This window comes from Vibrio sp. 3-2(1) (assembly GCF_963887575.1).
Lineage (GTDB): Bacteria > Pseudomonadota > Gammaproteobacteria > Enterobacterales > Vibrionaceae > Vibrio > Vibrio anguillarum.
Map to the genome: position 1 here is coordinate 501,663 of NZ_CAWPGB010000011.1, position 14,323 is coordinate 515,985.

Genomic DNA, 14,323 nt, shown 5'->3' on the forward strand with positions numbered 1-14,323 from the left:
AGTGTCAATCACTTTCCTCAGTATCCATACTCACCTCAAAATGCATTTAACCCTTAATTAACAATTGGTTATCAAGAAAACTCAATATTCGCTCTGGTGCACAAATTTGTATATCTATAGTGGATAGGGAATTGGCGCGTCTACGGCATTTCTATCCAATTAGAAATATCCTGCTAAAGTTGTTATAGGTATCTTAAAAAACATCAAAACAAGTAATAATGCGATAAAAAGCATGTAATTAGCAGGGAAAGGTAATGGATCTATCGCAAGAAGCACGCCCGAAAGCTGCTTTAAAGTTAAATAAGACAATCTTAAATGCACTTTGGCTGCCTTTGATTATTCTTATCTTTGGTTTATTTACCGCAAGTCATTTTAATCAACTGCATCAGACAGAGCGAATTGAGCATATACAACATGATTTATCTGCTCGATTACAGCAGATTAGTAATGGGGTATCAGAAAAGGTTACGCTATATCAATACGGGATACGTGGCTTTAGAGGTGCGGTAATGACTGCCGGTGTCGATGCATTTGATTATGAGCAAATGTTTCGCTATACCCAGACTCGTGACTATCCCAAAGAATTTCCAGGTGCTCGTGGCTTTGGATTTATCCGCTTTGTTGAACCACAGCAAAAAGAAATGTTCCTTGAGCAAGCTCGCCTAGACAGGCCGGACAAAACCTTCAATATTCGCTCACTTTCAGAGCATAATAGCAGCTTGTTTGTCATCCAATACATTGAACCAGAAGAGCGTAATAAACAAGCGGTCGGCTTAGACATTGGTTCAGAGGCTATGCGTCGTGCAGCAGCTTTAGATGCAGCCAAAAATAACTCGGTACGTCTCACTGCTCCTATAACTCTTGTGCAAGCCAACAAAAAGGCACTGCAAGGGTTTCTAATACTAATGCCAGTGTACAACACCAATAAAATAGCGGATTCCTCTTCTGTGGAAGAACGATTAAGCAAGCTGGTAGGCTGGAGTTATGCACCTATTTTGATAGATGAAGTGTTAAGTGCTGTGGCTGGCCTCAATGACGAGGTTATTCTAACCATAAGTGACATCAATGACGGTGATTCAAAACATTTTTTCACCCGCGGCTCAATTCAAGATAGAACCCCTTATCAAGTAACTCAAACCATTGATTTGTTTGGACGTCAATGGGAGCTCAATCTTATCGCTACCAACAAGTTTATCGAATCTCTACCATTAGATACTTACAACCAAACTTATCAAGAGATCTTAACGGCCACATTATTGCTTATGTTGACTGTTTTTATCATTCAAATGATGCGTTCTCGTCGAGATCAGTTAGCCAAACACAAAATAGAGATCGCTCAAGCAAGGGAAGCCGTACTGACAGAAACCAATCTTCAACTAGAAAAATTAGTCAACCAAAGAACAGAGGAGATTTCGCAAGCGAATGCTCTACAGCGCAGCATTTTGAGCAGTGCGGGTTACGCTATTATCGCGACGGATCTAGATGGATTAATCACTATATTTAACCCCTCTGCAGAAAAACTGATCGGCTACAGTGCCAGTGAACTGGTGGGAAAAAAAACACCAGCTATATTCCACTTACCCGAAGAGGTCGTTCGACGAGCAAAAGATCTGTCGTTAGAGCTAGGAGAAACCGTAGAAGTCGGGTTTGATGCCTTTGTCGCTAAAGCAAAATTAGGCAAATCCGATATTAATCATTGGACTTACATCAGTAAAAACGGCCAACACATTCCGGTTAAACTTTATGTCGGTGGATTAATAGATGACCACGGTCAGTTAGTCGGCTTCTTAGGTATTGCTTATGACTTAACGGAACAGCTACAAAAAGAGAAAGAACTCGCGGAAGCCAAAGAGCAAGCGGAGTACGCAAACCGAGCTAAGTCTGATTTTTTAGCGAACATGAGCCATGAAATTCGAACCCCAATGAACGCTATTTTGGGGTTATTACAGATAACTCTCAATACCGATTTAAGTAGCCAGCAGATCGACTACTTAAGTAAAACACAAAGTGCAGCCAAGTCTCTACTCGTTCTTTTAAACGATATTTTAGACTTTTCTAAAGTGGAAGCAGGAAAGCTTGAATTAGAGCAATCTTCATTTTCACTTCCAGATCTGTTACAAGAAACGGGGATACTACTGTCGTCAAGCCTTCAAGAGAAAGCCATCGAGATCATTTATGATGTTGCGCCTGATGTTCCAACCATCTTGATCGGTGACAGCCTACGCTTACGACAAATATTATTAAATTTAGCCGGTAATGCCATTAAATTTACTGATGCAGGTGAAATAAAAATATCCATAGAAACACAGAAAATATCAGAAAATAATTGCACCTTGCTTTTTAAAGTGTCAGACACTGGTATCGGGATGACCCAAGAACAGAAAGCAATTATCTTTAATGGATTTAGCCAGGCTGAGTCGTCAATTAGCCGAAAGTATGGCGGTACAGGATTAGGTTTATCGATCGTAAAACGGCTAGTGAGCCTGATGAAAGGTGACATTAGCGTAACCAGCCAACTTGGTAAGGGGAGTGAATTTGCGTTCACCACTACATTAAACTTCGCGCCTGTTTGTAATGACATTTACTCGCATCTTACACAGGGTTTAAACATATTAGTGGTAGAAGATAATGAAACCGCACGTTTAATTCTTCAAGACATACTCCAAAAACTAGGCTGCCAAGTGTTTGCTGCGCCCAACGCCGATGAAGCTTTAGCACAACTACACAACTTAGCTCAACAAAACGAAGTAATTGATCTCGCATTTGTTGACTGGAAACTTCCTGATATGGATGGCTTGGCTCTTACTCGATCCATCAAAAACCAGAAAAATCTCAAAAAAATACCTTTAGTCATCATGATTACGGCTTTTGGCCTAGAAATTCTCGACAAACATTTAGAAGACACCCATGAACTTTTAGAAACCGTGCTGATAAAGCCAGTAACGCCAGATCTAATCAAACAAACCATTATCAATGTACTGCAAAGTAAAGATGCAGTATTTGCAGAAACATTCCATCGAATAAATTCAAACGATAGCTTATCTGGTATCAGCATATTGCTGGTTGAAGATAATCCGACCAATCGCTTGGTCGCAACCGAATTACTCAGCGAACGTGGCGCAACAATTATCGAAGCTGAGGACGGCTTTAAAGCACTAGATATACTGCAAAATCAGCAGTTTTCCCTAGTACTGATGGATATTCAAATGCCCGGTATGGATGGTTATGAAACGACTCGTAAGATCCGACAAGAGATGAAGTTTCATCAACTTCCAATATTAGCAATGACAGCTAATGCTCGCCCTGAAGATAAAGCCACCTGTTTAGCTGCAGGTATGAATGACCATATTGCGAAACCTTTCGAGATCAATGATGTGGTTAGAAAAATTCAACACTTCGTAACTCAAAAAACGCTCCCAGCAAAACAACAAGTGGTGGCTACCCATAATCAAAAAATATCGACACCAGCTCAAGAATATGCAGACAAACATGGTATTAAACTCAATCAAGCGATAAATCGAATCGGCGATTTATCCGTTTATCTAAAAGTAATCAATCAATTTGTCATTGATATGCAAGATGCTATATCACAACTGCAATCTACTGAAATTGCCACTGATGTCGCATTGCGTATCTACCACAGTTTAAAAAGTGGTTCAGAAAGCTGTGGACTTACACAATTGTCGGAAAAGTTAGCAAAAGCTGAGCTCGAATGTTCAATAGCAACCACAGAGACGATGAGAAGAAATAGTAGCTTATTGGCTGACGTACTATTTGCACAATCACAACTCAGATCATTGATGAATTTACTCAGCAACGAGCAACTAACGACTACAACACCAGTTGCCATGGATAAAGCAATATTTAGAGAAAAACTGCTCATGCTCGGGAGATGTTTCAACACTTCAAATATGGAAGCGACGACATTATTTGAAGAAATCTCAGCACAATTAAATATGATTGATGAAGAGTTAACAAAACAACTTGCAGAACAAGTACAAAGTTTGGCGTTTGAACAAGCAACTGCAATACTAAAAGAAATCATGAAAAACAAAGAGTTTTCCGATGCTATCTAATTACGGTTTACTAAACTTCAGTAAGAAAACTGACTTCACGGTACTCATCGTTGATGATCAGCCGACTAATATTCAGCTCATATATCAATTATTGAAAGATGACTATCAGATATTGATGGCGACATCTGGAACGCAAGCCATCAACGTTTGCAAAGAAAGTCAGCCCGATTTGGTGCTACTCGATGTCATCATGCCAGAAATGGATGGCTTACAAACCTGCCGCTTGATCAAAAATGACCCTACGATCGCTGATATACCTGTTATTTTTATTACCGGATTAACCGCCCAAGAAGACCAAGATGCATGTTGGGAAGCAGGCGGTGTTGATTTTCTAAAAAAACAATTTAATATCAATACGTTAAAAAACAGAATCAAGGCTCATTTAACCCTAAAGCACCAAGCAGACCTACTGAGATCATTGGCATATTTAGACGGCCTTACCGGTCTTAATAATCGCCGCTATTTCGATCAACACTTAAAGTCTCACTTAGCGCAAGCTTACCGAAAAAAACAGCCTCTCTCGTTATTGCTGATCGATATTGATTATTTTAAACAATACAACGACACATTTGGCCACCTTGAGGGTGATGATTGTTTAAAAAAAGTCGCCACTACTTTGCACCAATGTTGTCGAAGACCAACCGACATCGCTGCACGGTATGGTGGTGAAGAATTCGCCATGATTCTTCCTGAGACGGACCAAGAAGGTATTTGGTACGTTGCTAACCTTGTTCAAGATAAAATCAAAGCACTGTGTATAGACCACCCAGCGGCTGAAAACGGTTTTTTAACCATCAGCATTGGAGGCGCAGTCGACCTAGAAGGTTCCCATTCACCAGAGCAGTTAATTAAATTGGCTGACAACATGCTCTATCAAGCGAAAAACACCGGACGAAACCAAACGAATATCACTAGTGAAAAGAGTACAGACTAAACAAACCAACACTTTCTTAACATAAGAAAAAATAAGGCTAGCTTTTTGGGAAGTGTGATTTTATTAACTCTTATCTAACAATCACTTATCTGAGAAATTTAATATTCGTTCCGGTGCACAAATTTGCATCTCTATAGTTAACATTTATAGCTCGTTGCAGTATTACTGGTCATAAGTTCAGGGCAACCACAAAACGACATCGAGAGTTCATTTCACTAGGTGACTTCTCAATGCCGTATTTGAACCCTCCAGCTGTAGACATAACCACTAACCGAGTTCTTACGCCTACCCCTGCCGTTCATTAAGCTTGCCCACCAGCCGTTTTTTAATTGTTCAGGAGACTCATCATGAGTGATATTGCACTTTCTATCAGCATTCTCTCGCTGGTAGCTGTGCTGGGTTTGTGGATAGGGAATTGGCGCGTCTACGGTGTTGGTTTAGGGATCGGTGGGGTGCTGTTTGGCGGCATTCTCGTCGGCCACTTTACAGGCATGTGGGGTGTGGTTCTTGACTACAATACGTTGCATTTTATTCAAGAGTTCGGCCTTATCCTATTTGTGTACACCATTGGTATACAAGTCGGACCCGGTTTTTTCTCTTCACTTCGAAGCTCAGGACTAAAACTCAACGCCTTTGCCGCACTGATTGTATTGCTGGGCTGTGTGGTGACGGTCGCGCTTTACTATCTGTTTGATGTGCCTTTACCCGTTATTCTTGGTGTATTCTCCGGTGCAGTCACCAATACGCCATCATTAGGCGCGGGGCAACAAATCCTGACTGAGTTAGGTGGCCAAGAGAACATGCTTGACCTGACGGGTATGGGTTATGCGATTGCTTACCCCTTTGGCATATGCGGTATTTTGCTGACCATGTGGCTGCTCAGAATTGCCTTTCGTGTCAGTGTTGACGCCGAAGCCGAAGAGTTTGAGATCCACAACGGCCACAAAAAAGAGAGCTTACACACCATTAACGTTGCGATTAAAAACCCCAACTTAAATGGCCTGCTCTTAAAAGACATTCCCGCGCTCAGTGATGGCGATATTGTGTGCTCGCGCCTTAAACGTGGTGAACACCTTTCCGTGCCCAAACCCGATTCACGAGTTGAAGTGAATGATTTGCTTCATCTGGTCGGCGATAAAAAAGCGTTAGAAAAAGCACGCTTGGTGATTGGCGAAGAGGTCGATGCATCACTTTCGACACGCGGCACTGAGCTGCGAGTACAGCGCTTAGTCGTCACCAACGAGATTGTGCTTGGTAAAAAGCTGCGCGATCTGGATTTAAAAGAGAAATACGACGTCGTAGTTTCGCGTTTAAACCGTGCCGGGGTTGAGCTTATCCCAACCAGCCAATCTACCTTGCAGTTTGGCGACATTCTCAATTTAGTCGGGCGTCAAGAAGCGATTGAAGCGGTCAGTGGCATGGTCGGCAACGCGCACCAAAAATTACAGCATGTGCAGATGCTACCAGTATTCGTTGGGATTGGACTTGGGGTATTACTCGGATCTATTCCGTTTTATCTACCGGGATTCCCCGCCGCCATTAAGCTCGGCTTAGCTGGAGGACCGCTGATTGTCGCACTTGTTTTGGCGCGTATCGGCAGCATTGGCAAAATGTATTGGTTTATGCCGCCCAGCGCGAACCTTGCTCTACGAGAAATTGGTATTGTGCTGTTTTTAGCCGTAGTCGGGTTAAAATCTGGGGGTAATTTTGTTGAAACCTTAGTGCAAGGCGATGGCGTCAGTTGGATGGGTTACGGCATGTTGATCACGGGTATTCCATTGATCACCGTCGGAATACTGGCTCGTGTTTTAGGCCATATTAACTATCTCACCATCTGTGGCATGCTAGCAGGCTCGATGACCGATCCACCCGCTCTTGCTTTTGCAAATGCGCTGCACGAAAGCAGTGGCGCTTCTGCATTGGCATACGCTACTGTCTATCCGTTAGTGATGTGCCTGCGCATACTCTCACCGCAAATATTGGCGTTAATTTTATGGGCAATATAGCGAACGGTTAATATCAGGCAAACTAGATAAACAAAGTGGGTCGCTCAGTACCCACTTTCTTTTGCTGCGTTGATAATGCTCCCACACAGCAACGTCTCACCAAATCTCTACAACATAGGAACAACGGACAGTAGCAGCAACGCGCCCATCGCGCCGTTAAACCAGCGGACATAACTTGGGTGATTCATCCAGTGGCTCAACTGTTTACCCGCCGCAGTCCAAACACTGACCGACGGAATGTTCACCAAAGCAAACACCAATGAAATCAGCATTAACTGCGCCCAGCTCGCACTTTGGTTAAATACACTCACCGCAGTCAGCGCCATCGACCAACCTTTGGGGTTGACCCATTGAAACAGTACAGCCGAAACAAATGACATCGGTTGATACTGCTTCTCTCCCTGCGAAGGATTACTCAGAGCAATTTTTATCGCCAAATAGACCAAATAAATGGTGCAGGCAATTTGCAAGCCTTGTTGCAACATAGGATAACGATGGAATAAACCCGTTAACCCAACACCAACCAATAGCACCATAATGCTAAAACCAAACGTTACACCAAGCATGTGCGGAATAGTGCGCATAAAGCCCACATTCGCACCGGATGTCATCAGCATGATGTTGTTTGGACCCGGTGAAAAGGTCGAAACAAAAGCAAAAGCCACCAGTGGCCACCATTGTGTGTAATCCATCTTCTTTCTCTATTTAATAATGATGAACAAATAATAATGGTATCGGCTGGCAATATTGTGCTTATATTGGTCAATACCACTAATATTGAGCAATAAAAATAAGCCATGGACAGATTTGACGAGAGAATATTGCAAGAGCTACAACTTGATGGCCGAGTCTCGAATGTCGAGCTAGCCGAACGCATCGGCTTATCGCCCTCCGCCACGTTGCGCCGTGTGCAGGATCTCGAGCGTAAGCAGATCATTAAAGGCTATCGAGCGGTCTTAAATAAAACCCAACTTGATGTCGGGTTTGTCGCTTATGTGGCAATTGGCTTAAACAGCCATACTAAAAAAGCGCAGCTCAGTTTCGAAGAACATGTGCGCTACGCCAAGGAGGTGGTCGAATGCCACAACATTACCGGGATGAACGAATATTTGCTGCGTGTCGAAAGCAAAGATCTCAGCGCCTATAAACGTTTTCACGCCGATGTGCTTGGTGAGTGCTTAACGGTGAAATCGATCACCACCATGGTGGTGATGGACTCTCCTAAAGACGAACGGCAATAGTATTTACGCCATCACTTTTAGCATTCGACAAGGTGCGCAAGGTACTAAGATAAGTAACTACCAAAACTCATCTCATTCTAACGATTGAATTTCTTAAGCCTTTATTAAGAAAAGATCTTTATAAGTTCCATAACGTCTTCTCATCACACGGTATGTTATGGAACCCACAATGAAAAATCCTCGCTTCTCATACGCAAGTATTACCTTGTTGCTTGCTCTCTATTTCAGCTTGGTACTCAACATCCCTATTTATGCCAAATTGGCACAGATTTTTTCGGCTGCTGAGCAGTTCAATTGGGGGTTTGCGTTCTCAATACCGATTTTTTTCTTTTTGGCGCTGAACGTTATTTTCCAACTGTTTTCGTGGCCTTATTTTCTAAAACCTTTTTTTGCGGTCTTACTCATCCTTTCTGCTGTGGTGAGTTATGCGAGTTACAATTACGGCACGATTGTCGACCGAGACATGTTGATCAATGTCGTTGAAACCAATAGCAGTGAGGCAGGCTCTTATGTCAGTCTCTATTCCATTGTCTGGATCTCAGCGTTGGGCATCCTCCCTGCCGCTCTATTACTGCTTTCACCACTTAAAGTAGAAAAATCCACTTCCTGCTTTTTAGGCTATAAAGCGCTATCAATATTGCTCTCTTTACTCGGCATCGTCATTATTGCGGCGCTTTATTATCAGAATTATTCGTCGGTTGGACGCAACAATAACTACCTCAAGAAAATGATCATCCCCACTCATTTTGTCTATAGCGCTTACGGTCTTGTGAAAGACCGCTATTTTACCAAGCCTGTGGTGTATCAAATTATCGGCGCTGATGCGCAGCAGCAACTGAAAATCACCCATAGCCGTGATGCCGAAAAACCAACCTTAGTTTTGTTTGTGCTCGGAGAAACAGCTCGCGCACAAAATTACCAATACCACGGCTACACACGCGATACCAACGCTTATACCGCGCCTTATCAGCCTATATTTTTCAGTGATGTCGCCTCTTGCGGTACCGCTACAGCGGCTTCTGTACCTTGTTTATTTTCCAATATGAATCGTCATGATTTTGATCGTGCCAAGGCGGATAATCAGGACAATGTCCTCGATATTTTGCAGCGTGCAGGCATCGATCTCTTATGGAAAGAGAATGATGGAGGCGATAAAGGCGTCGCGAAAAATATTCCGCAGAAAGAGTTGGATAAAACTGCGCGAGAAGGCCGATGTGACGGCAGCACTTGTTATGACGTCACAATGCTAGACAACTTAGATGAAGAAATTGCCAACCAAACTGGTAACCGAATGATTTTCATGCACATCATTGGAAGTCACGGGCCAACCTACTTTAAGCGCTATCCTAAAGACATGGTGCAATATCAACCTGATTGCCCAAGAGCGGATATTGAAAATTGCAGCGTTGAGCAGATAGTGAATACTTACGACAACACTATTCGTTATACAGATTTTGTTTTGGCGCAGCTGATTGAAAAGCTAAAATCACTGCAAGCGCAATACAACACCGCATTGATTTATGTCTCCGACCATGGGGAATCGCTGGGAGAAAATGGACTGTTCTTACATGGCATGCCGTACAGCCTAGCACCCGATGATCAAACTCAAGTACCGCTTTTAGTCTGGTTATCTGACGGATTCGCCCGTACGAAAGGCGTGAATAAAACCTGTTTACGTCAAACAGCCACTCAGCCCTATGCTCACAGTAATCTCTTTCACTCTTTACTTGGCATTATGGATGTATCAACCAATGCATACGAGAAAGCGCAAGATATTTTTGCGCCATGCCGCTAAAGAGTATGGATAAAAACAGAAGAGACCCGTTAACTTAGATAAAAACAAACCCTGAAGATGTTGCTGTCGTTGTGTCTCGGCAGCAACTCGACGGTGGCATTATGCAGCGCGGCGATATCACGGCAAATCGACATTCCAAGCCCTGCCCCATCGCCTTTTTCACTGTTAGCTCGATAAAAGTTATCAAATATTTTTTCTCGGGCTTCGTTCGTGATGTTGGGGCCGCTATCAGTCACATTCACTTGAATAAACTGATCATCGCCATGCAACGTAATATCAATGTGACTGTGTACGCCAGAATAGCGCATCGCATTATCGATTAAGTTTTTAAACAACACGCCGAGTAATAGCTCGTCGCCTTGAACCGACAAACTCTGCCCTTCATAGCTCAATTGTTGGTCGTGCTTTAACGCTAACGGCGCAAGATCTGCGATAACTTGCTTAATAGAGACTGAGAGATCGACCGTTTGTGATGACAATTCCATAGTGCTTTCTACTTTGGCTAACATCAACAACTGATGAATAAGGCGGTCAGTACGCTCAATACCCTTAAGAATCATGTCCAAATCATATTTCAGTTGCTGCTCATTCTGGCTGAGCATCGCGTTTTCGGCATTTAATCTCAATACCGTTAGTGGTGTTTTAAGTTCATGAGCAGCCATGCGTGTGAAGCGTTTTTCTCGCTGCCAAGCCAATTCTAATTGAGCCAACAGTTGGTTGAGTGTCTCTACTAATGGTGAGAGTTCGGTGGTTTGTTCTGTAACGTAAATGCGATCCAACTTATGGACACTGCGAATGGCGATTGCTGATTTTAGTTCTTGCAGTGGTTTGAAACTTCGGCCAATAAGCATCACCAGCACCAAGATAACGCATGGGATCAGGATCAATTGCGGCAACGCGGTCGACAGTGCAATTTCATTGACCATTTCATCACGAATACTCTGTTTTTCCGCAACCAGAATGTATTCCGAACCGTGATCAGGATGAGGTTGCGCCAATTGAAAATAACGCCATGTTTGGCCATCAATGGTGACGTTGCCAAATCCATTATTGCTGGCATTGCTGCTAAAAGCGGGTTGCTGACTATCAGAGCTATACATCAACTGACCATCTCGATAAAACTGAAACAGAATGTACCGCTCATAAGGGTGACCATACTGCGTTGCCATCTCCTTGTTGGCTTGCGAAAGACGTTCAATGCTTTGCATCCACTGATCAAACTGTTGATGAAGATCGGCATTGTCTCCTTCTTTTATAGAGACAGAAGTCGCCATCAACAGTAATTTTGCCGATTGACCTAAGCGCGCATCGTACACCTCCTCAACTTCATGTTGAGCAGTAGAAAAACTGAAATAAAGAGAAATGAGCAGTAAGCCACCGCTTAACCATACCGCCGACTGTGTTAAACGACGTTTAATCGAAAAGATTTTTTTATTTTTCAATCATATACCCCACACCACGGATATTTTTGATGACATTTTCTGGCATTTTTTTACGCAAGTTATGAATGTGAACTTCGATAGCGTTGTCACTGCTGCCTTCGTCCCAGCCATGAAGCGCTTGTTGCAATAGCTCTTTGCTCATCACTCGCCCTGCTTGAGTGATCAAACTGGCGAGAATTTTATATTCATTGCGCGTCAGTTTGAGGGGTTGCTGACGATATTCAATCTCCTGTTTGGAAAGAGAGAGGCTCAGATCACCAATCGAAATCAGAGCCTCGGCGCTGCCTGAGCTGCGACGAATGATAAGCCGTAAACGTGCCAGTAGCTCTTCTAACGCAAAGGGTTTACCTATGTATTCATCGGCTCCACCATCTAACCCTTTGACGCGATCGCTAATATCATCACGCGCCGTTAGGATCATTACAGGCAGCGAATAACCGGCGTTTCTAATGCCACGCAACACCTCAAGACCATCCATATCCGGTAAGGTTAAATCCAAGATCACCGCCGAAAACTGTTCAGTTTTGAGCGCACACGCCACGCCGCCACCTTTTTCTAACCAATCCACCGTATAACCTTGGCGAGTCAACGCCACCTGCATTGACTCGCCCAGTTGTTTGTCATCTTCGACTAATAATAAACGCATACGTTATTTTAAATTCTCCAACAAAAGAGCAATTTCTTGCTGACGCCCAGCATCGGCAATCGCTCTTTGTGGCCTTGCTGGTGCTTGTTGTGCTTGCAACAGGTACTTTCTTGCTTCATCGGTTCTGCCTTGCTCGGCAAGAAAATCACCGTAAAAATAGTTGGCATCAATTCCTGTCGGGTTAATCAGCAGCGCTCTTTGCAGCAACTCTTCCGCTTTAACGTCGTCGCCAAAAGCCACTGGCCAGCCGGGCACTTTGTAATATAAGGTGCCTAAACTTGTAAAAGCCGAGCCATCTAAAGTATTAGGCGCTTGATCGATAACCTCTTCGTACAATAATTTCGCCTCTTTCACTAAAGATAGCGCACCCAACCCACCTTTTACGCCCGCTAATGAGGATTTATTGATGGCAAGCCACACTTTGAGTTCTGGGCTGTTACTTGATTTCATCTCTAAGGTGTTACGCATAATGACACGTTCAAAACAACGTTCTTGATCATCGCTCGACTTCATTTTGTATTGGCATTTGGCCCAATCAGATTGAACCTGAGCTAAAGGGGTGATCGCAAAAGCGGGTGTCGTGCTTACCGCAAAGATGACCAATGCACTGGCCCATTTAAACACAGTTTTCATATGTTGTTCTCCTTGAATTATCACGCTTTAACGGTTCAAAAAGGCAAGAATGGTCGCTTGCTGCTTTTTAATTGCCGACGAAATCACTGCAGGCCATAGTTGATTTAATCGCACCAACACTTTTTCAGGCCAGCCAATCCAGCGAGTTGTTGATTCGCTTTCGAGCATACTAAGTACATGTTGGGCAACAACCTCTGGCTCATCACAGTGGTTGCCTACGGCTTGGTTGAACTGGTTCACCGTGTCATTATTCAGCTCGGTATTGGTCGCTCGCGGCGCTAGGTAGAGTACCTTGATACCCGTCCCCTCAAGCTCACGCTGCATCGCTTCACTAAAACGGTGCAACCCTGCTTTGGTAGCGCAGTACGTGGCATAACCTGGGTAACCAATAGCCCCTAAACTTGAGCCAATATTTAAAATAATCCCCGGTTTATTCAACCAATGTATCGCCGATTGAGTCAGTTGCATCGGAGCAAGTAAATTCAAATGCAGCTCCTGTTGCACTGAAACTGCGGTTCGTCTGGCTAATAAGCGAAACTGGTTGATGCCCGCATTATTGATCACCACACTGATTCGTTTCTGGCCCATAAAAAAGCGCTGAATGAAGGTGTTGATCTGCTCTATTCCTGACTCTGTGCTTAAATCTGCACTCAAAATCAGATGCTTCTCAGGCATGGGTAGCGTTTGCCGAAGTTGCTCGAGTTTTTGACCATCTCGAGCCACCAGAACTAGACTGGCTCCTTGCTTAGCAAGCAGCAATGCGATGCGTTGCCCGATACCACCGGAAGCGCCGGTGAGTAAAACATGTTGATGATTAAGATCCATATTGCGACCTTACACCTTGCGAAGCTAAATCTTGCGAACCTGCATGCACCATTGACTCGCAAGGAAGCGGTAGTTCTCGCAGCATCTGCCCATACAGATCAAACACCATGTTTGCAGAGCGGATGATGGCCTCTTGATCGGATACACACTGAATGTTGTTCATTAACGACTCAAAAAAACGGATGTGCCCTTGATCAAGTTCGCTGTGCGAAGTGAGATAAGTCATCGCCGCATCAGGAAGCTCCAAACGCTGTTTGACTAACCGTGCGATATTCCCACCGACACCCACACTGGTTCCTTCAAGTACCCACACCATGCCAAATAAGCTCAACGGGTTAGCGCGATCAATCTGGTGATAGAGATACGCCACCATGAGTTCGATGGAAGCGCTGACCCGCCCTGCCCCCTCATTATGACGCACTGCGTCCACATCACCACCGCACGCTTTAATATCGTTCAAGATCCACTCTTGGTGGCCTTTTTCTTCATCGATGTACTCGGCAATCGCCGTTCGTACCCACTCATATTCATCGCCTAAGCGGCTGCCACATGCCATCAGCAGTGGCACCGTATGTTTAACATGGTGATAAGCTTGAGTGAGAAAACGAATATACATCTCTAGGCTGATCTCTCCTCTTGCGCAGGCATCAAATACCGGAGCTTGCAACATCTGCTGCTGTGCTGGCTCAGTTTGTGTTTTTAAAATATGGAAAAATTTGCTCATT

The 14,323-nt window shown here is 43.8% G+C and carries 11 protein-coding genes; 5 read left to right on the forward strand and 6 right to left on the reverse strand.

The window, feature by feature from the left end:
• Positions 1-254 precede the first annotated feature (254 nt).
• From AACQ79_RS04850 to AACQ79_RS04860, 3 genes are all read left to right on the forward strand, one after another.
• A complete protein-coding gene (locus AACQ79_RS04850) occupies positions 255-4,076 on the forward strand; it encodes a PAS domain-containing hybrid sensor histidine kinase/response regulator (RefSeq protein ID WP_170898627.1) in 3,822 nt (1,273 codons plus the stop codon).
• A complete protein-coding gene (locus AACQ79_RS04855; RefSeq protein ID WP_170888729.1) occupies positions 4,066-5,010 on the forward strand; it encodes a diguanylate cyclase domain-containing protein in 945 nt (314 codons plus the stop codon). The genes AACQ79_RS04850 and AACQ79_RS04855 overlap by 11 nt, the downstream gene beginning before the upstream one ends.
• A 347-nt stretch (positions 5,011-5,357) precedes the next feature.
• Positions 5,358-7,016 (forward strand): putative transporter, encoded by a 1,659-nt coding sequence (locus AACQ79_RS04860; RefSeq protein ID WP_026027818.1) that lies wholly within the window; start codon positions 5,358-5,360, stop codon positions 7,014-7,016.
• A gap of 107 nt (positions 7,017-7,123) precedes the next feature.
• Here AACQ79_RS04860 and AACQ79_RS04865 read toward each other — a convergent pair whose 3' ends face one another.
• Positions 7,124-7,708 (reverse strand): LysE family translocator, encoded by a 585-nt coding sequence (locus AACQ79_RS04865; RefSeq protein ID WP_013856459.1) that lies wholly within the window; start codon positions 7,706-7,708, stop codon positions 7,124-7,126.
• Between the two features lie 105 nt (positions 7,709-7,813).
• On the opposite strand from AACQ79_RS04865, the gene AACQ79_RS04870 reads away from it, so the two are divergent.
• A complete protein-coding gene (locus AACQ79_RS04870; protein ID WP_019280913.1) occupies positions 7,814-8,257 on the forward strand; it encodes an Lrp/AsnC family transcriptional regulator in 444 nt (147 codons plus the stop codon).
• Between the two features lie 157 nt (positions 8,258-8,414).
• The gene (locus tag AACQ79_RS04875; RefSeq protein WP_170898629.1) at positions 8,415-10,052 is read left to right on the forward strand and encodes a phosphoethanolamine transferase; all 1,638 of its coding nucleotides are present in this window, start codon (positions 8,415-8,417) and stop codon (positions 10,050-10,052) included.
• Positions 10,053-10,081: 29 nt separating this feature from the next.
• On the opposite strand, the gene AACQ79_RS04880 is transcribed toward AACQ79_RS04875, so the two are convergent.
• The 5 genes from AACQ79_RS04880 to AACQ79_RS04900 are packed head-to-tail and all read right to left on the reverse strand — an operon-like array spanning position 10,082 to position 14,322.
• Positions 10,082-11,494, reverse strand: a complete 1,413-nt coding sequence (locus tag AACQ79_RS04880; protein ID WP_445285849.1) for an ATP-binding protein — start codon at positions 11,492-11,494, stop codon at positions 10,082-10,084.
• Complete coding sequence (locus AACQ79_RS04885) at positions 11,484-12,140, reverse strand: response regulator (RefSeq protein WP_013856454.1); 657 nt, start codon at positions 12,138-12,140, stop codon at positions 11,484-11,486. Before AACQ79_RS04885 ends, AACQ79_RS04880 begins: the two co-directional genes overlap by 11 nt.
• Before the next feature lie 3 nt (positions 12,141-12,143).
• Positions 12,144-12,773 (reverse strand): tetratricopeptide repeat protein, encoded by a 630-nt coding sequence (locus AACQ79_RS04890; protein ID WP_050990508.1) that lies wholly within the window; start codon positions 12,771-12,773, stop codon positions 12,144-12,146.
• Positions 12,774-12,800: 27 nt separating this feature from the next.
• A complete protein-coding gene (locus tag AACQ79_RS04895) occupies positions 12,801-13,598 on the reverse strand; it encodes an SDR family oxidoreductase (RefSeq protein ID WP_094123787.1) in 798 nt (265 codons plus the stop codon).
• Complete coding sequence (locus tag AACQ79_RS04900; RefSeq protein ID WP_013856451.1) at positions 13,588-14,322, reverse strand: TenA family transcriptional regulator; 735 nt, start codon at positions 14,320-14,322, stop codon at positions 13,588-13,590. The genes AACQ79_RS04895 and AACQ79_RS04900 overlap by 11 nt, the downstream gene beginning before the upstream one ends.
• Between the last annotated feature and the right edge of the window lies 1 nt (position 14,323).

What these genes read in the sequence shown, in the direction of transcription:
- AACQ79_RS04850 (WP_170898627.1), top strand. Translation starts at nt 255, where the DNA reads ATGGATCTATCGCAAGAAGCACGCCCGAAAGCTGCTTTAAAGTTAAAT.
- AACQ79_RS04855 (WP_170888729.1), top strand. Translation starts at nt 4,066, where the DNA reads ATGCTATCTAATTACGGTTTACTAAACTTCAGTAAGAAAACTGACTTC.
- AACQ79_RS04860 (WP_026027818.1), top strand. Translation starts at nt 5,358, where the DNA reads ATGAGTGATATTGCACTTTCTATCAGCATTCTCTCGCTGGTAGCTGTG.
- AACQ79_RS04865 (WP_013856459.1), bottom strand. Translation starts at nt 7,708, where the DNA reads ATGGATTACACACAATGGTGGCCACTGGTGGCTTTTGCTTTTGTTTCG.
- AACQ79_RS04870 (WP_019280913.1), top strand. Translation starts at nt 7,814, where the DNA reads ATGGACAGATTTGACGAGAGAATATTGCAAGAGCTACAACTTGATGGC.
- AACQ79_RS04875 (WP_170898629.1), top strand. Translation starts at nt 8,415, where the DNA reads ATGGAACCCACAATGAAAAATCCTCGCTTCTCATACGCAAGTATTACC.
- AACQ79_RS04885 (WP_013856454.1), bottom strand. Translation starts at nt 12,140, where the DNA reads ATGCGTTTATTATTAGTCGAAGATGACAAACAACTGGGCGAGTCAATG.
- AACQ79_RS04890 (WP_050990508.1), bottom strand. Translation starts at nt 12,773, where the DNA reads ATGAAAACTGTGTTTAAATGGGCCAGTGCATTGGTCATCTTTGCGGTA.
- AACQ79_RS04895 (WP_094123787.1), bottom strand. Translation starts at nt 13,598, where the DNA reads ATGGATCTTAATCATCAACATGTTTTACTCACCGGCGCTTCCGGTGGT.
- AACQ79_RS04900 (WP_013856451.1), bottom strand. Translation starts at nt 14,322, where the DNA reads ATGAGCAAATTTTTCCATATTTTAAAAACACAAACTGAGCCAGCACAG.